21 protein-coding genes are annotated in these 22,364 nt (G+C 61.1%); 10 read left to right on the top strand and 11 right to left on the bottom strand.

Annotated features, from left to right (window positions below):
• The first annotated feature begins 53 nt into the window (after window positions 1–53).
• Together AC1D1J_RS08560 and AC1D1J_RS08555 are read left to right on the top strand one after the other, a co-directional pair.
• Window positions 54–1,178, top strand: coding sequence for a 3-deoxy-7-phosphoheptulonate synthase (locus AC1D1J_RS08560; RefSeq protein WP_477694407.1), 1,125 nt, complete (start codon window positions 54–56; stop codon window positions 1,176–1,178).
• Window positions 1,179–1,259: 81 nt separating this feature from the next.
• Entirely contained in the window at window positions 1,260–1,571 is a 312-nt protein-coding gene (locus AC1D1J_RS08555; RefSeq protein ID WP_477687275.1) for a hypothetical protein, read from the top strand.
• A 145-nt stretch (window positions 1,572–1,716) separates the two neighbouring features.
• On the opposite strand, the gene mpl is transcribed toward AC1D1J_RS08555, so the two are convergent.
• Window positions 1,717–3,144, bottom strand: a complete 1,428-nt coding sequence (gene mpl / locus AC1D1J_RS08550; RefSeq protein WP_477687276.1) for a UDP-N-acetylmuramate:L-alanyl-gamma-D-glutamyl-meso-diaminopimelate ligase — start codon at window positions 3,142–3,144, stop codon at window positions 1,717–1,719.
• A 274-nt stretch (window positions 3,145–3,418) separates the two neighbouring features.
• Here mpl and AC1D1J_RS08545 point away from each other — a divergent pair, with 274 nt between their 5' ends.
• From AC1D1J_RS08545 to AC1D1J_RS08515, 7 genes are all read left to right on the top strand, one after another.
• Window positions 3,419–4,030 carry a hypothetical protein gene (locus AC1D1J_RS08545; RefSeq protein WP_457281075.1) on the top strand — a complete coding sequence of 204 codons (612 nt, stop codon included), beginning with the start codon at window positions 3,419–3,421 and terminating at the stop codon, window positions 4,028–4,030.
• A complete protein-coding gene (locus AC1D1J_RS08540; RefSeq protein WP_477694406.1) occupies window positions 4,027–4,584 on the top strand; it encodes a TlpA disulfide reductase family protein in 558 nt (185 codons plus the stop codon). Before AC1D1J_RS08545 ends, AC1D1J_RS08540 begins: the two co-directional genes overlap by 4 nt.
• A gap of 345 nt (window positions 4,585–4,929) precedes the next feature.
• Window positions 4,930–5,385 (top strand): acetyl-CoA carboxylase biotin carboxyl carrier protein, encoded by a 456-nt coding sequence (accB, locus tag AC1D1J_RS08535; RefSeq protein WP_457281073.1) that lies wholly within the window; start codon window positions 4,930–4,932, stop codon window positions 5,383–5,385.
• 41 nt (window positions 5,386–5,426) lie between these two features.
• Entirely contained in the window at window positions 5,427–6,776 is a 1,350-nt protein-coding gene (gene accC / locus AC1D1J_RS08530) for an acetyl-CoA carboxylase biotin carboxylase subunit (protein WP_457281072.1), read from the top strand.
• A 142-nt stretch (window positions 6,777–6,918) separates the two neighbouring features.
• Window positions 6,919–7,809, top strand: a complete 891-nt coding sequence (gene prmA, locus AC1D1J_RS08525) for a 50S ribosomal protein L11 methyltransferase (RefSeq protein WP_477687279.1) — start codon at window positions 6,919–6,921, stop codon at window positions 7,807–7,809.
• 71 nt (window positions 7,810–7,880) lie between these two features.
• Window positions 7,881–8,918, top strand: coding sequence for a DUF3426 domain-containing protein (locus AC1D1J_RS08520; protein ID WP_477694405.1), 1,038 nt, complete (start codon window positions 7,881–7,883; stop codon window positions 8,916–8,918).
• Between the two features lie 14 nt (window positions 8,919–8,932).
• Window positions 8,933–9,835, top strand: a complete 903-nt coding sequence (locus AC1D1J_RS08515) for a carbohydrate kinase family protein (RefSeq protein WP_477687281.1) — start codon at window positions 8,933–8,935, stop codon at window positions 9,833–9,835.
• Window positions 9,836–9,907: 72 nt separating this feature from the next.
• Here the strand turns inward: AC1D1J_RS08515 and AC1D1J_RS08510 are convergent, their stop codons facing one another.
• From AC1D1J_RS08510 to AC1D1J_RS08465, 10 genes are all read right to left on the bottom strand, one after another.
• Window positions 9,908–10,261: a DUF167 domain-containing protein gene (locus tag AC1D1J_RS08510; RefSeq protein ID WP_477694404.1), complete on the bottom strand. Its 354-nt coding sequence runs from the start codon at window positions 10,259–10,261 to the stop codon at window positions 9,908–9,910.
• A 123-nt stretch (window positions 10,262–10,384) separates the two neighbouring features.
• Window positions 10,385–10,858: a histone H1-like DNA-binding protein gene (locus AC1D1J_RS08505; protein ID WP_431098248.1), complete on the bottom strand. Its 474-nt coding sequence runs from the start codon at window positions 10,856–10,858 to the stop codon at window positions 10,385–10,387.
• Between the two features lie 14 nt (window positions 10,859–10,872).
• On the bottom strand, window positions 10,873–11,007 hold the full coding sequence (locus tag AC1D1J_RS08500; protein WP_457281068.1) for a hypothetical protein: 135 nt from the start codon (window positions 11,005–11,007) through the stop codon (window positions 10,873–10,875).
• A gap of 50 nt (window positions 11,008–11,057) precedes the next feature.
• Window positions 11,058–12,281, bottom strand: a complete 1,224-nt coding sequence (locus tag AC1D1J_RS08495; protein ID WP_477668370.1) for a ribonucleotide-diphosphate reductase subunit beta — start codon at window positions 12,279–12,281, stop codon at window positions 11,058–11,060.
• 131 nt (window positions 12,282–12,412) lie between these two features.
• Window positions 12,413–15,322 carry a ribonucleoside-diphosphate reductase subunit alpha gene (locus AC1D1J_RS08490; RefSeq protein ID WP_477694403.1) on the bottom strand — a complete coding sequence of 970 codons (2,910 nt, stop codon included), beginning with the start codon at window positions 15,320–15,322 and terminating at the stop codon, window positions 12,413–12,415.
• Window positions 15,323–15,765: 443 nt separating this feature from the next.
• Entirely contained in the window at window positions 15,766–16,365 is a 600-nt protein-coding gene (gene ampD, locus AC1D1J_RS08485) for a 1,6-anhydro-N-acetylmuramyl-L-alanine amidase AmpD (protein WP_477694402.1), read from the bottom strand.
• Window positions 16,352–17,800 carry a sigma-54-dependent transcriptional regulator gene (locus tag AC1D1J_RS08480; RefSeq protein ID WP_477694401.1) on the bottom strand — a complete coding sequence of 483 codons (1,449 nt, stop codon included), beginning with the start codon at window positions 17,798–17,800 and terminating at the stop codon, window positions 16,352–16,354. Before AC1D1J_RS08480 ends, ampD begins: the two co-directional genes overlap by 14 nt.
• 5 nt (window positions 17,801–17,805) lie before the next feature.
• Complete coding sequence (locus tag AC1D1J_RS08475; RefSeq protein ID WP_477694400.1) at window positions 17,806–19,521, bottom strand: two-component system sensor histidine kinase NtrB; 1,716 nt, start codon at window positions 19,519–19,521, stop codon at window positions 17,806–17,808.
• A gap of 265 nt (window positions 19,522–19,786) precedes the next feature.
• Complete coding sequence (locus tag AC1D1J_RS08470) at window positions 19,787–20,029, bottom strand: PP0621 family protein (RefSeq protein ID WP_477694399.1); 243 nt, start codon at window positions 20,027–20,029, stop codon at window positions 19,787–19,789.
• Window positions 20,026–20,826 (bottom strand): cytochrome C assembly family protein, encoded by an 801-nt coding sequence (locus tag AC1D1J_RS08465; protein WP_477687288.1) that lies wholly within the window; start codon window positions 20,824–20,826, stop codon window positions 20,026–20,028. The genes AC1D1J_RS08470 and AC1D1J_RS08465 overlap by 4 nt, the downstream gene beginning before the upstream one ends.
• Before the next feature lie 102 nt (window positions 20,827–20,928).
• Between AC1D1J_RS08465 and ffh the strand changes: the two genes are divergently transcribed.
• Window positions 20,929–22,287, top strand: a complete 1,359-nt coding sequence (gene ffh / locus AC1D1J_RS08460; protein ID WP_457281060.1) for a signal recognition particle protein — start codon at window positions 20,929–20,931, stop codon at window positions 22,285–22,287.
• The last annotated feature ends 77 nt before the right edge of the window (window positions 22,288–22,364 follow it).

The following is a 22,364-nucleotide window of genomic DNA, read 5'->3' as shown; positions in this document are numbered from 1 at the left end:
TGACCTGATTTGTGACGACCTGATTGATATCCCGAAAGAAAAGGAAAACAGCGATGAATGCCAAGCCCACCTCCGCCAGCGACAACTGGTATGCGACCGTCGAAAAGACCAGCCAGACCGACGACGAACGCATCAAGGACATCACCGTGTTACCCCCTCCCGAGCATCTCATCCGCTTTTTCCCGATCCGCGGCACCGCCGTCGAGACGCTGATCAGCAAAACCCGTAAAAGTATCCACAACATCATCCAGGGCAAGGATGACCGCCTGCTTGTCGTCGTCGGGCCTTGCTCCATCCACGACCCGATGGCCGCGCTGGAATATGCCCGCAAGCTCGTTGAGCAGCGCAAGAAGTTCGAGGGCACGCTGGAAATCGTGATGCGCGTCTACTTCGAAAAGCCACGCACCACGGTCGGCTGGAAGGGGTTGATCAACGACCCCTACCTGGACGAAACCTTCCGCATCGACGAAGGCCTGCGCATCGCGCGCCAGCTGCTGATCGACATCAACCGCCTCGGCCTGCCAGCCGGCAGCGAGTTCCTCGACGTGATCTCGCCGCAGTACATTGGCGACCTGATTTCCTGGGGTGCCATCGGCGCTCGCACCACCGAAAGCCAGGTGCACCGCGAGCTGGCTTCGGGTCTCTCGGCGCCCATCGGCTTCAAGAACGGCACCGACGGCAACATCCGTATCGCGACCGACGCCATCCAGGCGGCGGCGCGCGGCCACCATTTCCTGTCGGTGCACAAAAACGGCCAGGTCGCCATCGTGCAGACCAATGGCAACAAAGACTGCCACGTGATTTTGCGCGGCGGCAAGGCGCCCAACTACGACGCGGCCAGCGTCGGCGCAGCCTGCAAGGAACTCGAAGCCTCCAAGCTGCCGGCCACGCTGATGGTCGACTGCAGTCACGCCAACAGCTCCAAGCAGCACGAAAAGCAGGTCGAAGTGGCGCGCGACATCGCCGGCCAGGTGGCGGGTGGTTCGCGCCATGTGTTCGGCCTGATGGTGGAAAGCCACCTCAACCCCGGCGCGCAGAAATTCACGCCCGGCAAGGACGACTCCAAAGCGCTGGAATACGGCAAAAGCATCACCGACGCCTGCCTGGGCTGGAACGACTCGCTGGATGTGCTGGAAATCCTGTCGACCGCCGTGCAGGCGCGCCGGGCCAAGAAGTAAGGTTTGCCGACGCGCGGGTTTGTGCGAATAGCCGCCGGGCCCGCAAGTCGCCGACCATGAACCCCTGATCAGGAGCCCATCATGCGCAGCGAAGTCAGTGTGACCTTCAAGGGCGTCGCGCCCATCCGGCTGGATCTCAACGAAGTGCAGCCCATGCCGCACGATGTGGCGCGCTGGTGGCTGGACGACCAGTTCACGCAAATGGGCTGTGAGCCGCTTCGGCCCACGGGCAAACTGCTGACCGCCGACAAGGTGGTGGTGGTAGCCCAGGCGGCTGGGCCGGTGAAGTTTGCCGAAGCCAAGTGGGCTCAGGAATTTGCCCGGGCGTCGAGCGCGGCGCTGGGCAAGCCGGTTGTGCATGTAGATGTCACAACACTCAGCATCAGTTTTTAAGGCCCCCACGCTTCCCCACTTTGTGTGAGTCGCTGCCCCCCGAGGGGGCCGCCCGCCCTACGGCCCGGCAAAGCCGGTTCCGGGGCTCATGCTGGGTTTAAGAAGTCACCGGCCTGCCTATTAAACCGGGCCAGCGGGGCCGCCGTCAGGCTTTCAGCGCCTGCAGCAGTTTTGCGTGAATCCCGCCAAACCCGCCGTTGCTCATGCACAGCAAGTGGTCGCCCGGCTGCGCTGCGGCCAGCACCTGTTCGATCAGCTGGTCAATGGTGCCGGCCACCTGCGCGCGATTCCCCATGGGCGCGAGCGCGGCGCGCGCATCCCAGTCCAGTCCGCCGGCGTGGCAAAACGCCAGATCGGCCTGCTCCAGGCTCCAGGGCAGCTGGGCCGTCATGGCGCCCAGCTTCATGGTGTTGCTGCGCGGCTCAAAGATGGCAAGAATGCGTTCGCTGCCCCGGCCTGCGCTTTGCAGCTGGCGGCGCAGGCCGTCCACCGTGGTGTGGATGGCGGTGGGGTGGTGGGCGAAGTCGTCATACACCGTGATGTCGCCGTCTTTGCGCGCGATCACGCCGCGCACTTCCATGCGGCGCTTGACGTTCTGGAACTCCGCCAGCGCCCGGGCCGCGGCTTCGGGCGCCACGCCGACGTGCTCAGCCGCCGCGATGGCGGCCAGCGCATTGAGCTGGTTGTGCACGCCGCTGATGCCCCACTGCACGTGGGCCACGGCCTCGCCGGCCTTGAGCACATGAAAGTCGTGGGGCTCGCCGTGGGCCATGAAGCCGCTCTTGTTCAGCAGGCCGTTGCCGAAGAGCAGCTGCTCACTCCAGCAGCCCTGGGCCAGCACGCGCTGCAGGCTGGCCTCGGCGGCATTGACGACCACGCGGCCTTGTGAAGGGATGGTGCGCACCAAATGGTGAAACTGCCGCTCGATGGCGGCCAGATCGTCAAAAATGTCGGCGTGGTCGAACTCGAGGTTGTTCAGGATGGCCGTGCGTGGACGGTAATGCACGAACTTGCTGCGCTTGTCGAAAAAGGCGGTGTCGTATTCGTCGGCCTCGATGACAAAGGTATTGCCTTCGCCCAGCCGGGCGGATACACCGAAGTTCAGCGGCACGCCGCCGACCAGGAAACCCGGTTTCAGCCCGGCAGCTTCGAGAATCCAGGCCAGCATGGCCGTGGTGGTGGTCTTGCCGTGCGTGCCGGCCACCGCCAGCACATGGCGTGGCCCGGTCGGGTGGTGGGTCGGGTGGTGGAGCACATGGCCCGAGAGCCATTGTGGGCCGCTGGTATAAGGCTTGCCGCTGTTCAGGATGGCTTCCATGAGCGGGTATTTGGCGCTGCCATCGGCAAGCCGGGCACGCGACACCACGTTGCCGACCACGAACACGTCGGGCTCGAAGGCCATCTGGTCGGCCCCGTAGCCCTCGATCAGCTCAATCCCCAAACCGCGCAGCTGGTCGCTCATGGGCGGGTAGACGCCGGTGTCGCAGCCTGTCACTTTGTGCCCTGCTTCCCGCGCCAGTGCGGCCAGGCCTCCCATGAAGGTGCCGCAGATTCCCAGAATATGTATGTGCATGGCCTGTATTCTAGGCAGGGCTTCCCGCGGGCCCCATAGGCCCGGGTCCGATAGTTGAGTGGAAATTCATGGGTAAAGAGCTTTCTGGCCAAGGCGGACGGGCGCAAGCAGCTATTGATTTCATAGCGGTCGGGTGCGCCATGGGTCCGGGTGAACTTTAGCGTCTGGCGGGAACCCAACCCGGGGCACAATCGCTTCGCCCGCACCCGCATCATTTATCCGCATCACCCATTGACCTTCGATTTGGCCTTTTCCGGGTCGAAGCCAGCCGATCTTGACACCTCATACCCTTAAATCCGAAATCGCCGCCACGGCCGCCGCGCTGGTGGTGGAAGAAGGGCTGGAATATGGTCCGGCCAAACGCCGCGCCGTCAAACAGATGGCATTGCCCGCCCGTACCGAACTGCCGGGCAATGACGAGCTGGAAGACGCCGTCCGCGAATACATCGCGCTTTTCTGTGCCGACACCCAGCCTGCCGAGCTGGCGGCCCTGCGTGAGCTGGCGCTGGTCTGGATGGAGCGGCTGGTGCAATTTCGGCCCTACCTGGGCGGCGCCGTCTGGCATGGCACGGCCACGCGGCTGTCCGACATTTATATCCAGCTGTTCTGTGATGACCCCAAATCAGCCGAGATTGCCCTGATTGAGCACAATGTCGACTACGAGCCGCGTACCGTGACCGGTTTTACCGGTGACAGCGTGGAAGCGCTCAGCCTGCGAAGTGTGTGCAAACCTTTGAATGAGACGGTGGGCGTGCACCTGATGGTCTATGACCACGACGATCTGCGCGGCGCCCTGCGGCCGGACGCCAAGGGACGAACCCCGCGGGGCGACCTGGCTGCCGTGCAAAAATTGCTCTCCCCCCAACCCGGAACTTCAGACACGTGAACCGCAGAAACATGCTTTATGGCGGCGCCGCCGCCTTGGCCGGCCTGGCGGGTGCAGGCGTCGCCTGGTGGAAATTCCAGCCTCACGCGGTGGATGAAAAAGTGGTGGCGCCCACTCCCGGCAGTACATCTGGCAGCGCGACCGACGCATTCTGGAGCCTGAACTTCGACACGCCCGACGGCAAGAACCTGTCCATGAGCAGCTTTCGCGGCAAGCTGCTGTTGGTAAATTTCTGGGCCACCTGGTGCCCGCCCTGTGTGGAGGAGTTGCCATTATTGGATTACTTCTACCAGGAAAATCGCGATAAAAACCTGCAAGTGCTGGGTTTGGCTGTCGACCAGCCCAGCGCGGTGCGAACCTGGCTGCAAACCAGACCGCTGCATTTTCCGGTCGGCATGGCCGGTCTGGGCGGAACCGAGCTCAGCAAATCGCTGGGAAATCTCGCAGGCAGCCTGCCTTTTACCGCGGTGTTCAGCGCTTCCGGCGAACTGCTTCATCGCAAGATCGGCAAAGTCCTGCCGGAAGACCTGGCGCTCTGGGCCAAGCTCAATTAGCGGCAGAACATTGCTGATGGGCCGTGCTGCATCGAAACCTTCGGTAACAGCCGGGAACAGCTTCTAACGGCATCTTCCATGAGTTTTTTGAGGCGGAGCCGCCAGCCGCCAGACGGTGGGGAATGGCCTCCGGCTTGATGTACACTCTGCGCTTTCCCGGGGTAAGCCGCCTGGCTCGTCCCCGCAGTAATTAACTGATAAGCGCTTTAAAGCGTAAAAGCAGAAAGTAAGTGAAAAAAGAAGGAAGATCGGTGGCCGCGTCAAGTGCCTCCCGTTTCCAGCCTTTCAGTCAAAAAAGCTGCGCCGAGATCCCGCGCCAGCATCTACCGCCGTTGGAGAGAACCTATGGATTTAAGAAAACTCAAGACCCTGATCGACCTCGTCTCAGAGTCCAACGTCTCCGAGCTGGAGATCACTGAAGCTGAAGGCAAGGTGCGTATCGTCAAATCCAGCGGCGCCCCCCTGGTGATGCAGCAGCCGGTTGCCATGGTAGCAGCTCCCGCAGCGGCGCCCGCGGCCGGCGCGCCTGCCGCGCCGGTCGCCGAGGCGGCGCCCGCAGCCCCCGCCGGCCATGCCGTCAAGTCGCCCATGGTGGGCACTTTTTATCGCTCTGCCAGCCCCGGCGCCAAGCCTTTTGTCGAACTCGGCAGCGTCATCAAGGAAGGCGAAACCATCTGCATCATCGAGGCCATGAAGATCCTCAACGAGATCGAAGCCGACAAATCGGGCACCGTCACCAAGATCCTTTCGGAAAACGGCCAGGCTGTCGAATACGGCCAACCCCTCTTCATCATTGAGTAAGCGGGCGCCTTGCCTCCTTTCCAAACCAGGCTGACCGACGCATGTTCAAGAAAATACTGATCGCCAACAGGGGTGAGATTGCCCTGCGCATCCAGCGCGCCTGCCGCGAACTCGGCGTGAAGGCCGTGATGGTCTATTCCGAAGCCGACCGCGAGGCCAAATACATCAAGCTGGCCGACGAGTCGGTCTGCATCGGCCCGGCGCCTTCCAAAGACAGCTACCTCAACATGCCGGCCATCATCTCGGCGGCCGAGGTGACGGATGCTGAAGCCATCCACCCCGGATACGGTTTCCTGAGCGAAAACGCCGACTTCGCCGAGCGCGTGGAAAAAAGCGGCTTCAAGTTCATCGGCCCCACGCCGGAGTCGATCCGCATCATGGGCGACAAGGTCTCGGCCAAGCAGACCATGATCAAGGCCGGTGTGCCCTGTGTGCCTGGCTCTGAAGGCGCCTTGCCCGACGACCCGGTCGTCATCAAGCGCACCGCCAAGCAGGTCGGCTACCCCGTCATCATCAAGGCGGCGGGCGGCGGCGGTGGGCGCGGCATGCGCGTGGTGCACACCGAGGCAGCCCTGCTGCACGCGGTGCAGACCACCAAGGCCGAAGCCGGCGCGGCTTTCGGCAACCCCGAGGTCTACATGGAGAAATTTCTCCAGAACCCGCGGCACATCGAAATCCAGATCCTGGCCGACCAGCACAAGAATGCGGTCTGGCTGGGTGAACGCGACTGTTCCATGCAGCGCCGCCACCAGAAAGTCATCGAAGAAGCGCCGGCGCCCGGGATTCCGCGCAAGCTGATCGAGCGCATTGGTGAGCGCTGCGTCGCCGCCGTCAAAAAGATCGGCTACCGTGGCGCGGGCACCTTTGAGTTTCTCTACGAAAACGGCGAGTTCTACTTCATCGAGATGAACACGCGTGTCCAGGTCGAGCATCCGGTCACCGAATGGATCACCGGCGTGGACATCGTGCGCACCCAGATCATGGTGGCGGCCGGTGAAAAGCTGCCTTTTGCCCAGCGCGACATCCAGCTCAAGGGCCACTCGATTGAATGCCGCATCAACGCGGAAGACCCCTACAAGTTCGTGCCTTCGCCGGGCCGTATCACGACCTGGCACACGCCGGGCGGGCCGGGCGTGCGGGTGGACTCGCACATTTATGCCAATTACTTTGTGCCGCCCAACTACGACTCCATGATCGGCAAGATCATTGTTCACGGCGACACGCGCGAGCAGGCGCTGGCCCGTATGAGTACCGCGCTGGCTGAAACCGTGGTTGAAGGTATCAACACCAATATCCCGCTGCACCGCGAGCTGATGGTGGACGCCAAGTTCATGGACGGCGGCACCAACATCCACTATCTTGAAGAGTGGCTCTCGAAACGAGAGAGATAAAGCCCCCACGGTCGCTCACTTCGTGTAGCTTCCTGCCCCCCGAGGGGGCCGCCCGCCTGCGGTCTGGCAAAGCCAGTCCCGCGGCTCATGCTTGAATGGGTTGCCTCGAGTCCTGTTGTATCCAACTTCCTCTGGATAAACCATGTTTGAACTGATCCTGCTGGCCCCCGTCGACGAAGTCGAAACCTTGAGCGAGGCGCTGGATGCGCTGGATGCGCTCAGTGTGTCGGTGGAGGATGCCGATGCGCAGACGCCGGCTGAGCAGGCGCTGTTTGGCGAGCCGGACATGCCGCCGCCCAAGGCGGGCTGGGAGCGGTCGCGCATCGTGTCGCTGTTTGCCACCGAAGCCCTGGCGCGTGACGCGGCCAGCGTGCTGTCTGCGCAAGACTTTTTTGCGGGCTGCCGGGTGGTGGCTGTCCAGCCGGTGCCTGACCAGGACTGGGTGCGGCTGACGCAATCGCAATTCTCGCCGGTCGACATCACCCCCGAGTTCTGGATCGTGCCGACCTGGCACGAGCCGCCCGCGGAGGCCAAACAATTGATCCGGCTGGATCCGGGCCTGGCATTCGGAACGGGCACTCACCCCACCACCCGCATGTGCCTTCGCTGGATTGCCGGCCAGGGTGCTGCCGGCAAAAACTTTGGCCGTGTGCTGGACTACGGTTGCGGCTCGGGCATCCTGGCCATTGGTGCGGCCAAGTTCGGCGCGCGGGACATCGACGCCGTCGACATTGACCCGGCCGCCGTGGAGTCGACGCGCGCCAATGCCGAAGCCAACCATGTGGCGCTCAACGCCGGCTTGCCCGACAAGGCATCCGGCCAGTACCAGACGGTGCTGGCCAACATCCTCGCGACGCCGCTCAAGGTGCTGGCGCCGCTGTTGTGCACGCACGTTGAAAAGGGCGGCCATCTCGTGCTGGCCGGCATTCTGGATCGCCAGGCGGAGGAACTGAAGGAGGCCTACGCGCCCTATTGCCAGCTCACCGTGCACGATGCGCAAGAAGGCTGGATTTTGATGACCGCTGGCTTCTGAGCCGGCTCAATCCCGCGCATGGCGGTTTTCAGGCCGTCAGCGGGGGTGAGCCCCCTACAATACAGCGCTAAATGAGCCTGATTACGCGCTGCCCCGCATGCGGCACGATGTTCAAAGTCGTGACCGACCAACTCAAAGTCTCACAGGGCTGGGTGCGATGCGGGCATTGCGCTGAAGTCTTTGATGCGTCCGCGCATCTGCTGCCGCGTGACATGGCATCGCCCGTGCCCGCCGTACCGTTTGCGGTCGCGGACACCGAACCCATGCCGCTGCCGGAATTTGTCCCTTCTGCGCCGGCGCCGCCAGTCGTGGCTGTTGCCGCTGCTGCGGACTCACAGGAATGGGCGCCGGCCAGGTCATTTGCCGACCGGGTGCCGCTAAGGCCTTCCGGCACTGGTCCTGCCGATGCGCAGGACAGCGCGGCTGATTTTGACCCTGTACGCTGGAAGCGGGCCCAACAGGAACGCCAGCAGGATCCGATGGAACTGCCCGATAGCGTGTTGCCGGATGAGCCCCCAGCCCGCCGGCCGGTGATGGTGCGTCCGGCGGTCGATGATGATTCCAGTTTTGCCTTTTCGGATGTGGACTCCGGCATGCCGGATTCGCGCGTGGAGCACGATGTGTCTTTTGTGCGGGAGGCCAGGCGCAAGGCGTTCTGGAAACGGCCGCTGACCCGGTGGACCATGGCCTTGCTATCCCTGCTGCTGCTGGCCGTGCTGGTCTTGCAGTGGGCTGTCCAGCAAAGGGACACGCTGGCCGCCCTGGAGCCCCGGCTTGTGCCGGCGCTTCAGGGCATTTGCGGCCAGTTGCACTGTGACATTCGTGCGCCGCGGCATATCGAGTCGCTGGTCATAGACAGCTCCACCTTCAACCGCATCGGCCCTGATGCCTATCGCCTCAGTTTTACGCTCAAAAACACGGGTGTGACGCTGCTGGAAATGCCGTCCCTGGAAGTGACCCTGACCGATTCGCAGGACCAGGCCGTGGTGCGCCGCATCCTGACGCCGGCACAGTTTGGCGCCAAATCGCCGGGTCGCCGCCGTCTTCTGCGCCGGCGGCTCCCTTGCGAGTGGCTGGCTACCGTGTCCTGGTTTTTTACCCCTGATTGAAACGAGAGAACTGAATGTCTGCTGTTATTTGTGGCTCCCTGGCGTTTGACACCATCATGACCTTTGAGGGGCGCTTTTCGGAGCAGATACTGCCCGACCAGTTGCATATCCTGAATGTGTCGTTTCTGGTGCCGGCGCTGCGCCGCGAGTTCGGTGGTTGCGCCGGCAATATCGCCTACAGCCTGCAGCAGCTTGGCGGCAAGCCGTTGCCCATGGCCACGGTCGGCAGCGACGGCGCCGAGTATGTGGAGCGCATGAAGACGCTGGGCATCAGCACGGAATTTGTGCGGCAGGTGGGCGACACCTATACGGCTCAGGCGATGATCATGACCGACCGGGACAACAACCAGATCACGGCTTTTCATCCGGGTGCCATGATGCAGGCCCATATCACCCGCATTGACGCACGCGATGACATCAAGCTGGGCATTATCTCGCCTGACGGGCGCGATGCCATGCTGCAGCATGCCGAGCAGTTCAAGCTGGCCGGTATCCCCTTCGTTTTTGATCCAGGCCAGGGCCTTCCCATGTTTGACGGCAAGGAGCTTTCCCACTTTGTGGAGCTTTCCACTTGGGTGACCGTCAACGATTACGAGGCCAAAATGCTGTGCGACCGCACGGGCCTGTCATGCGCCGAATTGTCCCGCCGGGTGCAGGGCCTGGTGGTGACGCTGGGCGCGGAAGGTTGCGAGGTCTGGATTGGCGGCGAGAAAACTCTGGTGCCGCCGGTGAAAGCCGAAGCAGTAGTTGACCCGACGGGATGCGGCGATGCCTTTCGCGGCGCTTTGCTGTTTGGCCTGGAAAAAGGCTGGACGCTGGACCGCTGCGCCGCCTTGGGGAACCGGGTGGGTGCGCTCAAGATCGCCACGCGCGGCGGCCAGAACTACACGCTGAATTCCGAACAAATCAGCGCTTGAGCAAGACAGAATGGGCGCCGCCAGCTATTAAATTAATAGCATTCGACCATTCCCTTGTCGTAGGCGGGGCGGCTATGGCTCGCGGTGGTCCAGTGCTTTCAGCCATTCATTCCACGCAGCCTGGCTTGCCGCTTCAGCACTGACGCGCAACTGCTTGCGCCTTGAAGCCTCTCCGCGGGCCAGCGTGACCGCCTGCTGCGGAACGCCGAGGCAACCGGCCAGCCATTTCACCAGGGCCTGATTGGCTTTGCCCTCCACGGGCGGTGCCTGCAATCGCAGGCGCAGCGCCTGCTGGCCGGTCTCTCCATGCAGGCCCATCATCTCGGTTTTGGCGGCGTTGGGCACCACATGGATGTCGATCAGAACGTTCCCATTCTTTTCCCGTCGCAGAAAAGGAAGTTCGGGCAGCGCGGGGAATGGTTTCATGGCTGGAGTGGTCCGGCGGCGGTAAACAGGGGTGTCAATTGTGGATGGCCTCAGGAACGGTCCAGCCATGAAAAAAGCCCGACATCTTTCGATATCGGGCTCTAAGCAGAATTACCTTACTGCTTACGGCTTGCTGGCTGTCGGAAACGGCCAGGCAGCTTGCGGGTTCAGAGTAGTCTGAGCCGCAGGGGCAGCCGCTGCAGCGGGTGCTTTCGCAGCTTTGGCAGCAGGTTTTTTCGCGGCTTTCTTCGCAGCGGGCTTTTTCGCTGCTTTCTTGGCGGCAGGCTTTTTCGCAGCGGCTTTCTTCGCCGCTGGTTTCTTCGCTACCTTTTTCGCGGCCTTCTTGGCTGCTGGCTTTTTCGCTGCAGCTTTCTTCGCTGCTGGCTTCTTGGCCGCTACCTTCTTGGCTGCTGGCTTTTTCGCTGGCGATTTTTTCGCAGCTGGCTTTTTGGCCGCTACTTTTTTCGCTGGAGCTTTTTTAGCCGGAGCTTTTTTCGCTGCTGCTTTTTTCGCAGGAGCCTTCTTAGCCGCTACTTTTTTCGCAGGGGCTTTCTTTGGAGCAGCTTTTTTAGCCGCAGTTTTTTTCGCAGTTGCCATAGTTTTCTCCTTGATCACGTTGCAAAGAGCACTTCACGGTTGGAGTACGTAAAGCGATTCACGGCGTTGGGCCCCGGATAAACCGGTCCCAGCGCCGCGAACACAGGAGCAAAGCCCAACGCGCACTCTTCGGTGCTGTCACTGGTCATTGCAATTCTTGAAATCATTGTTCGCTTGTCTCGCGTATTTTTCTGGTCAATCAATCCCAGGAAAGGGCACCACCGGACTGGTACTCGATCACACGGGTTTCAAAGAAGTTACGCTCTTTTTTCAGGTCGATCATTTCGCTCATCCATGGGAACGGATTCTCCTCGTTGGGGAAGAGAGTTTCAAGTCCGATCTGTGTGGCACGGCGATTGGCAATGTAGCGGAGGTAGCCTTTGAACATAGACGCATTGAGGCCGAGCACGCCGCGCGGCATGGTGTCTTCGGCGTAGCGGTACTCCAGTTCGACGGCTTTCATGAACAATGCCTTGATCTCGGCCTTGAACTCCGCCGTCCAGAGATGGGGGTTTTCCAGCTTGAGCTGGTTGATCAGGTCGATGCCGAAGTTGCAGTGCATGGACTCGTCGCGCAGGATGTACTGGTACTGCTCTGCGGCGCCGGTCATCTTGTTCTGGCGACCCAGGGCAAGAATCTGCGTGAAGCCCACATAGAAGAACAGGCCTTCCATCAGGCAGGCAAACACAATCAGCGACTTGAGCAGGGTCTGGTCAGCTTCGGTGGTACCGGTCTTGAAGTGGGGGTCGGAGATCACTTCAATGAAAGGAATCAGGAACTGGTCCTTGTCCTTGATCGATTGCACTTCGTTATAGGCGTTGAAGATTTCGGCTTCGTCCAGGCCCAGCGATTCAGTGATGTACTGGTAGGCATGGGTGTGGATGGCCTCTTCAAAAGCCTGGCGCAGCAGGAACTGGCGGCATTCGGGCGCCGTGATATGGCGGTAGGTGCCCAGCACGATGTTGTTGGCGGCCAGCGAGTCGGCGGTCACGAAGAAACCCAGATTGCGCTTGACCAGACGGCGTTCGTCTTCGGTCAGGCCATTCGGGTCTTTCCAGAGCGCGATGTCGCGCGTCATGTTCACTTCCTGCGGCATCCAGTGGTTGGCGCAGGTGGCGAGGTATTTTTCCCAGGCCCACTTGTATTTGAACGGCACCAGCTGGTTGACGTCGGTCTGGCCATTGATGATGCGTTTGTCGGAGGCCTTGACGCGTTGTGCCTTGGCGGGTGCGGCGGCAGACGTAGAAGGTGCTGCAGCTTGCACAGGTGCGAACGCGCCGTCGTTGAGCATGCGCACTTGCGCCTGGGGCTGCTCGGCAGTATTCAAAGAAAGAGGCGGAAGTTCCATCGAGCGGCCTTCAGGCAAGCCGCTGTTGTGAGATGTTTGCAAAGATGGTTTGACTTCTTCGTCCCAGGTCAACATAGAGGTTTCCAATACTTTGGGATTATGAAAGCAGCGATACAAAATGAAAAGTGTTCATTCACATCGCTACAAAATTGTGTTGCTCAATTACATCGAATCGTGCGATGAAGCTCAGCACACGATTCGTTTTTTTATTGGCAGGCCTCGCAACCGGGGTCATCGATTGCGCAGAACTTGATGTCGGTCGCGGGCGATGCACTCATCTGTGCCTGAGCTGCAGCGGCTGCTGCTTCAAGCGCGCTCATGCCGCCGCCCGAGGTGGCCGTGCCGGAAGAAACCGAGTTCATTTTTCCGGCCGTCACAGTCGACTTCTCGGCATGCGTAGCGCTTTGCGTGCGCAGGTAGTAAGTCGTCTTGAGGCCGCGCAACCAAGCCAGTTTGTAGGTGTCGTCGAGCTTTTTGCCCGACGCGCCCGCCATATAGATATTGAGCGACTGTGCCTGGTCAATCCACTTCTGGCGGCGCGCTGCCGCTTCGACAATCCAGGAAGTTTCAATCTCAAACGCCGTGGCGTAGAGCGCCTTGACGTCCTGCGGCACGCGATCGATCGGACGCAGGGAGCCGTCAAAGTGCTTCAGATCCACCACCATCACGTCATCCCACAGGCCCAAGCGCTTCAGGTCTCGGACCAGGTAATGGTTGATGACGGTGAATTCACCCGACAGGTTGGACTTGACCGACAGGTTGCCAAAGCAGGGTTCGATACAGGCATCCACCCCAATGATGTTGGAGATGGTGGCTGTGGGCGCAATGGCCACGCAGTTGGAATTGCGCATGCCGTCTTTGGCAATCTTCTTGCGCAAAGCGTCCCAGTCAAGGCTGGCGAAGCGGTCGACTTCCACATAGCCGCCGCGCTGCTCGGCCAGCATGTCCAGCGTATCCAGCGGCAGGATGCCCTTGTCCCAGAGCGAACCTTTGTACGTGGCATATTTACCGCGCTCTTTGGCCAGTTCGGTTGACGCCCAGTAAGCGTGGTAGCAGACGGCTTCCATGGACTTGTCGGCGAACTCGACGGCTTCCTGGGAAGCATAGGGAACACGCAGTTCATACAGGCAGTCCTGGAAACCCATGATGCCCAGGCCCACGGGGCGATGGCGCATGTTGGAATCACGGGCCTTTTTGACGGCGTAGTAGTTGATGTCGATCACGTTGTCCAGCATGCGCATGGCCGTGGTGATGGTCTTTTTGAGTTTTTCGTGGTCGACCGCGCCGTCCTTCAGGTGCTGGACGAGGTTGACTGAGCCGAGGTTGCAGACGGCGGTTTCGGTGTCGCTGGTGTTGAGCGTGATCTCGGTGCACAGGTTGGACGAGTGCACGACGCCGGTGTGCTGCTGCGGCGAGCGCACGTTGCAGGCATCCTTGAACGTGATCCAGGGGTGGCCGGTTTCAAACAGCATCGACAGCATCTTGCGCCACATGTCGGTGGCCTGCAGCTTGCGGGATGGCTTGATTTCGCCGCGCTCGGCCTTGGCTTCGTAGGCGGTGTAGATTTTTTCGAAATCCTTGCCGAACTTGTCGTGCAGGTCGGGCGTGTCGGACGGTGAGAACAGCGTCCAGCTGCCCTTTTCCATCACGCGACGCATGAAGAGATCGGGAATCCAGTTGGCGGTGTTCATGTCGTGCGTACGGCGGCGGTCGTCGCCGGTGTTCTTGCGCAGTTCCAGGAACTCTTCAATATCCAGGTGCCATGTTTCCAGGTAGGCGCAGACGGCGCCCTTGCGCTTGCCGCCCTGGTTGACCGCCACGGCGGTGTCGTTGACGACTTTGAGGAAAGGCACGACGCCTTGCGATTCGCCGTTGGTGCCCTTGATATGGGCGCCCAGGGCGCGCACAGGCGTCCAGTCATTGCCCAGGCCGCCGGCAAATTTGGACAGCAGCGCGTTTTCCTTGATGGCGTCGTAAATGCCGCCCAGGTCGTCGGCGACGGTCGTCAGGTAGCACGACGACAGCTGCGAGCGCAGCGTGCCGGCATTGAACAGGGTGGGCGTGCTCGACATGAAGTCGAAGGACGAGAGGATTTCATAGAACTCGATCGCGCGTTCTTCGCGGTTGATCTCGTTGAGCGACAGGCCCATGGCCACCCGCATGAAGAAAGCCTGTGGTAGCTCGATGCGCTGTTTGCGCACGTGCAGGAAGTAGCGGTCAAACAGGGTTTGCAGGCCGAGGTAGTCGAATTTCAGGTCGCGTTCGGGCTTGAGCGCGGCGCCCAGGCGGGCCAGGTCGAACTGCTGGAGCTTTTCGTCGAGCAGCTCGTTTTGTACGCCCTTGGCGATGAACTGCGGGAAATACTCGGCGTAGCGAATCGCCATGTCTTCCTGACTGACTTCTTCACCCAGCACTTCGCGGCGGATGGTGTGCATCAGCAGGCGTGCGGTGGCGTAGGTGTAGTCAGGGTCTTTCTCGATCAGGGTGCGCGCTGCCAGGATGGACGCCTTGTAGACTTCATCAATGGGCACACCGTCATAGAGGTTGCGCATGGTCTCGGCAACGATGGGGTCGGGCTTGATATCTGCGCCCAGGTTGGCGCAAGACGCTTCAATCAGAGCCTGCAGGTTGCGGATGTCCAGCGCGACGCGGTTGCCGCGGTCGGTCACATGGATCAGGGGCGCCGCAGGTGCATGGGTTTGCGGCTGGCGTGCGCGCTCTTGCGTGCGCTTCTCGCGGTACAGCACGTAAGCGCGGGCGATTTCATGGTGGCCGCCGCGCATCAGGCCCAGCTCGACCTGATCCTGAACGTCTTCTATATGAAAGGTTCCGCCGCCTGGGCGCGAACGCATCAGGGCGCGGATGACCGCCTGGGTCAGGCCGTCAACGGTTTCGCGGACGCTGGCCGAAGCCGCACCCTGCGTGCCATGCACGGCCAGGAAAGCCTTCATCATGGCCACGGCGATCTTGTTGGGTTCGAACGGCACCACGCCGCCATTGCGGCGGATGATCTGGTAATGGGCGAGCGGGTTGCTTTGCGCGTTGGTATCGCCGGTTGCCGGGTTGCTTGCCAGAACGCTCGACGTGACGGGCACCGCGTGTTGTGCAGTTTGCATGACTTCCTCTTTGCTTTGTTTTATGGGTGGTTTGATGTGCTGTTCGGGGTCTCTGGATATATTGAGGTATTGCACAGGCCTATCAACCTGCTCCTTCATTTCCTGACCCGAATTACATCAAACTGAATTAGGGCTTAGACACTATACCTAGGGTATGGAGGGAATACAAGCCACTACAGGTAGTGTATCGCTGACTGAATGCACCGTTACGTTTTGTGGCTTTTTAGGCCCCATTCCAGACGCCTCGATCAGTGCTTGATGGCGGCCCGCTCAACCTCGCGGAAAGCCTGATGCCATCAGGCTTGCGAAGCTGATGCAACGTTGTGGCACGGTCATTCGCGGGCTTTGGGTTGGGAGCGCCGGTCACTGCGGGCGCGGTAAAAATAACCAGAAATTTCAACCGCAAGGCGCACCGCAATGGTGAGTGCGTGCAGGTGCACCAGTCACATGATTTCGGGAAAACACCTAGCCGGTGACGACAGCGAGTTTTGCAGCAGAGGCCAGTTGAAGCCAGTGCCTGGGTCCTGCTTGCGGCCGGGTGCAATGTGCTCGTGCCCGGCGATGTGCTCAATGGGATAGCGCTGCAGAAGCGAGGCGCACAGCCCGGTCAGGGTTTCATACTGGGATGCTTCAAAGGTATCTCCCTCAAGGCCTTCCAGCTCGATGCCGATGGAATCGTCGTTGCAGTTGGTGCGCCCGCGGTAGCTGGATTCCCCGGCATGCCAGGCGCGGTCGTCACAGCTCACAAACTGCCACAATGCGCCGGTTCGGGCGATAAAAAAATGCGATGAAACCTGCAGGCCGCGAATGCCCTGAAAGTAAGCGTGTGCCTCCCAGTCGAGCTGGTTGGTGAAAAGGCGCTGCACGTTGTCATTGCCGAACTCACCTGGCGGCAGGCTGATGGAGTGGATGACGATCAGGTCAATCTGCGCATCGGGGGGGCGTGGACCAAAGTTGGGCGAAGCCAGTGGGCGTGCATAGCGGTACCAGCCGTTTTGCCACAAAGGCCGGGGAAGGGCATTGGGGCTTTCAGGCGGGGTCATCGGCAGGGTCAAGTCCGTCGGCCAGGTCGTCATTGCCCGGCGTGGTGATATTCAGGCGTGCAATGCGGTAGCGGATCTGCCGCAGGCTCAAACCCAGCCTCGCGGCGGCAGCGGTACGATTGAAGCCGGTCTCCAGCAAAACCTTGGTCAGGATGTTTCGCTCCTGCCCGTCCAGATAATCCTGCAGGTTTTCCGGGACGGTGACATGTTCTTCGGCCGGCGCATCAAAATGCAGCGCGCTTCCTTCGCCGAGCGCCACGGCCCGGTGCAGGATGTTTTCCAGCTCCCTGACATTGCCGTTAAATGGCCTGGACTGCAACTGCTCCATCACGGCGTCGGTCAACTCGGGCATCTTGAACCCGGACTCCTGGCAGATTCTTGACAGCAGGGCAGTGCAGAGTGCTGGCAAATCTTCCCTGCGTTCGCGCAGGGCCGGCACGGCAATTTCAATCACGTTGAGCCGGTAATAAAGATCCTGGCGGAATGTCCCTTCCTGGGCTTCCGCTGCCAGGTTTTTGTGCGTTGCGCTGACGATGCGCACGTCAACGGTGTCCTCCTGCGGCGAACCCAGCGGCCTGACGGTGCGTTCCTGGATGGCGCGCAGAAGTTTGGATTGCATGGCCAGCGGCAGGTCGCCGATTTCATCGAGAAACAGGGTTCCGCCCTTGGCCGCCTGGAAGTAGCCTTGCCGGTCCTGCGCCGATCCGGTATAGGCGCCCTTACGTGCGCCGAAAAACTCCGCTTCGAGGAGATTCTCGGGTATGGCGCTGCAATTGACGGCGACAAAAGGCCCTGCCGCGCGGTGGCTGCAACCGTGTACGGCTCGTGCCACCAGTTCCTTGCCGGTGCCCGACTCTCCCTGGATGAGGACGGGCGCCATGCTCCCCGCCACCTTGACGATGCGCGACTTGACGGCGCGCATGACGGCAGACTCACCCACCAGCTTTTGCAGAATCTGGGTGCCGTCCCCATTTTTTTTCTGGGCGGAGGGGGTGGTGCCGTGTTCCGGTGCGCTTCGATCGCTTTTGACCTGTTGCGCCGGCTGTTTGGCACCCTGCACAGCCGATGCCACGACACTGCGGAATTGCTTGAGGTCGACCGGTTTCGTGAGGTAGTCAAACGCGCCGGCCTTGAGTGCTTCCACCGCATTTTCGGCCGAGCCGTGGGCCGTAATCACCACGCATCGTTCGGGCCGTTGCTGGTCGATCATGTCTCGCAGTAATTCGAGGCCAAGGCCATCTGGCAGGCGCATATCGGTGATCACAGCATCGAAGTGATGCGCCTTGAGCTGCTCCCGGGCCTGCAGCAGGTCACCGGCTGCCTCCACCCGATACCCTTCCCTGAGCAGCGTCAGTTCATACAGGGTGCGCAAATCCGGTTCATCGTCAATGACGAGGATACGTGCCTGCTGGGGAACGGGAATGGGGGGGCTCATGGTTTTCAGGTTGGCATTGTGGCAAAAGAAGCCGCAGGCAAGGTCATAGACGGACTGGAGGGTGCGAATATGACAAAAAATTCGTTTCCCTCAATGCCGCTTCGCTGCACGCGCTGGTAGCCGATCAGGGCGCCATAGCGTTCGCACAATTCACGGCAAATGTACAGGCCCAGCCCGCTGGAGCGGCTTTCAGAGGAGAAAAATGGTTCGAACAAGTGTGTCTGCACGGTTTGCTCCATGGGTTGGCCATCGCTCCATACGGACAAACGGGCCTGCCCGGGCGTAACGAGCTGGGTGGAGACTTCAATGGCCTGCGAAGATGTGCTGGCATAACGCAGGGCGTTGTCCAGCAGATTGACCATGAGGCGGCGCAAATGCTCGGGCTCAAAGCACACAACGGCGTTACCCGAATCTGCCGTGATCTTCATGCGTCGGGACGCTTCAGTCTGCCCTGCCCAGTCCGTGGCAATCTTGTGGGCGGTTTCGTCCAGTGCCAGGGTGGTGGTTTGCGGCGAGGGCAGATGTGCCTGGGCACGTGAGATGTTCAGTACCTCATCGACGATTTTGGCGAGACGTTGTGCATTTTGCCGGATCATGCCGGTGAGCTGGCGGTGCGGCTCGTCCTGCAGGTCTTCTTCCAGCAAGGCATTGGCTTGGGAGATTGCCGCCAGTGGATTTCTGATTTCGTGTGCCACCGCGGCCGACATGCGTCCCATGGCGGCCATCTTCTCGGTCCTCACGCGGGCTTCCATTTCACGCAGGTCTTCCAGGAACATCACACAAAGGCTTTCGTGGGTGCCGTTTTTTGATGCGGCAAGGCGTGTGCGTACATGAAGGCGCCGGGTATTACTGCCTGGGTATCCAAGGCTGATGTCCGCTTCCTGGGGGGTTTGCGTGCTGAACGTGCTATGCATCAATTCGGCCAGGGGCAGCCAGGCCGCTTCCATGACGAGGATGAAAGGCGCGCTGCGAACCGAGCCCCGGGCTCCCAGCAGGCGCCTGGACGCCGGATTGGCCGATCGGACGATGCCGTTGATATCGACCACCAGCACGCCGTCGGCCAATGTTTCAATGACCAGCTCGTTCACCTGCGTCTGCATGCGCGCGGCGGACTGGCTGCGTTTTGCCAATTGTTCTTCACGGGCAAGCCGCAACGCCAGGTGGTTCGCAAGCAGTGCGACCAGGAAAAAACCGGAACCGCTCAAGCCCGACTGAAGGAATCGCGCATTGAAATCGCCCAGCACCTGGAGTGAGCTCCACCACGCGTCGGCAAGCAGCAGCAGCGTCACGGTGGCAGCGGTTCCGAAGGCCAGCAAAATCGGCCCGAGGATGGAAGCGAGGAGCACCGGCAAGGCAAACAGGGGCGTGTAATTGATGCCGCTCGATTGCAGGACATTGAGTGTTGAGAACGTGATGACGTCCACGCCGATGGTCAATACCCACTGTGCGTCAAAGGTGCTGCCCGGCGGCCGCGGCTTGGCCCAAACTCGCACGGCCAGCGTGGCGCACAGGTAGGCTATGCAGACCGCAATGGACCAGTGGTTGGTGATGTTGCCCAATGCGTAGATAACCGCCTGCAGGATGACGAGTACCGCGGCGATGGCAACGCGTGCCGTCATGAAGACACGCCACAGACGGCCGAAGGAACCCAGTTCGGGCACGGCCTCCCACACGCCTGATGCCTTGCCCCCCGTTTCAAACCAGTGGGATGGCGTGCTCATTGGGGCCTGCTAACACTATGTTTGCAAGATGCGTTGCGCTCAAAAAGGCCTTGAGCAAGGCGCAAAACGCAGGCGGGGTAGACCCCGTCAAGGCTTTGCAACGCCGCGCAAGGCCTTTTTGAGCGCAACCCGGAGGGAATGGGGTGAAAACGGCGCCACTCGGCGTTGCGCTCCTCACCCAGACTCCCGGTCTGGGATTCGTCGCGCGCCTTGATTGGCGCCGTTTTCACCCCATTCGCATTTGTAAACATAGTGTTAGCAGGCCCTAGTCTCCTGCCTGGCGGCGATGCGCGTCACTGCAATAAATGCCCTTGTCGCCTATCAGTGCGTCGGATTTCGGCAAATGCACGCGACAGATATCGCATGCGACCATCTCCGCGACGGCAGTTTCGCGGCCCGGCGCCTGTGGGGGACGGGTGGCCGCGGCGTCTTTTCTTTCCGCATCACGGTTGTGGCGCCAGAGCCAGAAAACCACCAGCACGAGTGCCATGACCAGAAAGTATTTCATGCCCGCCTCAGAATGACTTCAAGTACAAAGCGCGAACCGGCGTAGCCCAGCAACAGCAGGCCGGAGCCCAGGTACAACACACGGACGGCCTTGCGGCCACGCCATCCGAGGCGCGCCCGGCCGATCAGCAGGCCGGCAAACGTCAGCCAGGCCAGTACTGAAAACACGGTTTTATGGTTCCATTTCCAGGCCAGGCCGGGCCCGTAGAGTGTTTCGGCGAACAGCCAGCCTACAAACAGCGTGGCCGACAGCAATACAAAGCCGGCCTCCACGAAGCGGAAGGTGAGCCGCTCCAGCGTCAACAGCGGCACACCCGCATCGGTTTGTGCGGCCAGCCGGATGGAGCGCTCGGAGCGCGTCATCAGCCAGCCGTGCACCACTGCGGCGGCAAACAGCCCATAAGACGCAATGCCCAGGGCCCAGTGCAACGGCAGCCAGGGGGATGCGATGGCGTGGTAGGTGGTACCGGGGAAAATGACCGTCAGGATGACAGCTGCGCTGCCCAGCCCTGCCAACGCCCAGTGGGCCTGGAGTTGTGGAAACAGGCGGCTTTCGATGGCGTAAACGGTCAGCACCAGCCAGACTGTCATGGACAGCGCCGGTGCAAAGCCGAAACGCGGGGGCTCTCCCAGCAGGCCATCGGCCAGCGCCAGCACGTGCAACAGCCAGGCCGCCAGCAGCAGGCCGCGGATGGCGGCGGGGCCGAGGCGCGGGGAGCCTAGTGCCAATGCAGCGTAGGCGACGGCAGCACCGGCTGCCGCTGCAAGACCCCACCAGTCGCTCAAAGCTAAAATCATGGCTAGAGTTTAGCCTTTACTGCCTCTTTTCCCCCTTTCTGGCAGCCTTCCGCTACAGCCTTTCTTTTCCACCTAACTGCGCCGCGTTCGTGGCGCCTTCCCATGGCCTCAGCTCTTACCGACAAGTTATCCCGCCTCGTCAAGGAAATGCGAGGCCAGGCCCGCATCACCGAATCCAATGTGCAGGACATGCTGCGCGAGGTACGCATGGCCTTGCTCGAGGCCGACGTTGCGCTGCCGGTGGTGCGCGACTTCATTGCCCGGGTCAAGGAAAAAGCGCTGGGCCAGGAAGTGATGGGTTCGCTGTCGCCGGGCCAGGCGCTGGTGGGCATTGTCAACAAGGAACTCGCCGCCACCATGGGCGAGGGCGTAAGCGACATCAACCTGGCGGCCCAGCCGCCGGCGGTCATCCTGATGGCCGGCCTGCAGGGCGCGGGTAAAACCACCACCACTGCCAAGCTGGCCAAGCACCTGATTGAAAAGCGCAAGAAAAAGGTGCTGACTGTCTCGGGCGACGTCTACCGCCCTGCTGCCATTGAACAGCTCAAGACGGTTACCAAACAGGCCGGCGCCGAATGGTTCCCCAGCACACCGGACCAGAAACCGGCCGACATCGCGCGAGCCGCCATTGACTACGCCCGCAAGCACTTTTTTGATGTGCTGCTGGTCGACACGGCCGGTCGCCTGGCCATTGACGAGGCCCTGATGGCCGAAATCAAGGAGCTGCATGCGATCCTGAACCCGGTTGAAACGCTGTTCGTGGTCGACGCAATGCAGGGTCAGGATGCGGTCAACACCGCCAAGGCCTTCAAGGAAGCCCTGCCGCTCACCGGCATCATCCTGACCAAGACCGACGGCGATTCACGGGGCGGTGCGGCGCTCAGCGTGCGCCAGATCACCGGCGCCCCCATCAAATTCTCCGGTACCAGCGAGAAAATCGACGGCCTGGAGGTGTTCGACGCCGAGCGCCACGCCGGCCGCATCCTCGGCATGGGCGATATTCTGGCGCTGGTCGAGCAGGTGGCCGCCGGGGTGGACATGGCCTCTGCCCAGAAGCTCGCCGCCAAGATCAAGTCCGGCGACGGCTTTGACCTCAACGACTTCCTGAGCCAGTTGCAGCAAATGAAGAACATGGGCGGGCTCTCCAGCCTTCTGGAAAAGCTGCCCGCGCAAATGGCGGCCAAGGCCGGCCAGGTCGACATGGACAAGGCTGAAAAAGACATCAAGCGCAAGGAAGGCATCATCCAGAGCATGACGCCGCTGGAGCGCCGAAAGCCCGAACTCATCAAGGCGACCCGCAAGCGCCGTATTGCCGCCGGCTCCGGCGTGCATGTTCAGGAAGTCAACCGCCTGCTCAATGAATTCGAGCAGATGCAGGGCATGATGAAGAAGATGAAGGGCAGCGGGATGATGAAAATGATGAAACGCATGGGCGGCATGAAAGGCATGCCCAAGTTTTGATCAATTCGCTGTTTAAGGGAAAATGGCTGCAGCCCAATAAGGACGGGCGCAACCAGCTCCTGAATTAATAGCGTCCA

The sequence above is a fragment of the Polaromonas sp. P1_F8 genome (assembly GCF_056405635.1).
This window is presented reverse-complemented; position numbering and strand designations above follow the sequence as displayed.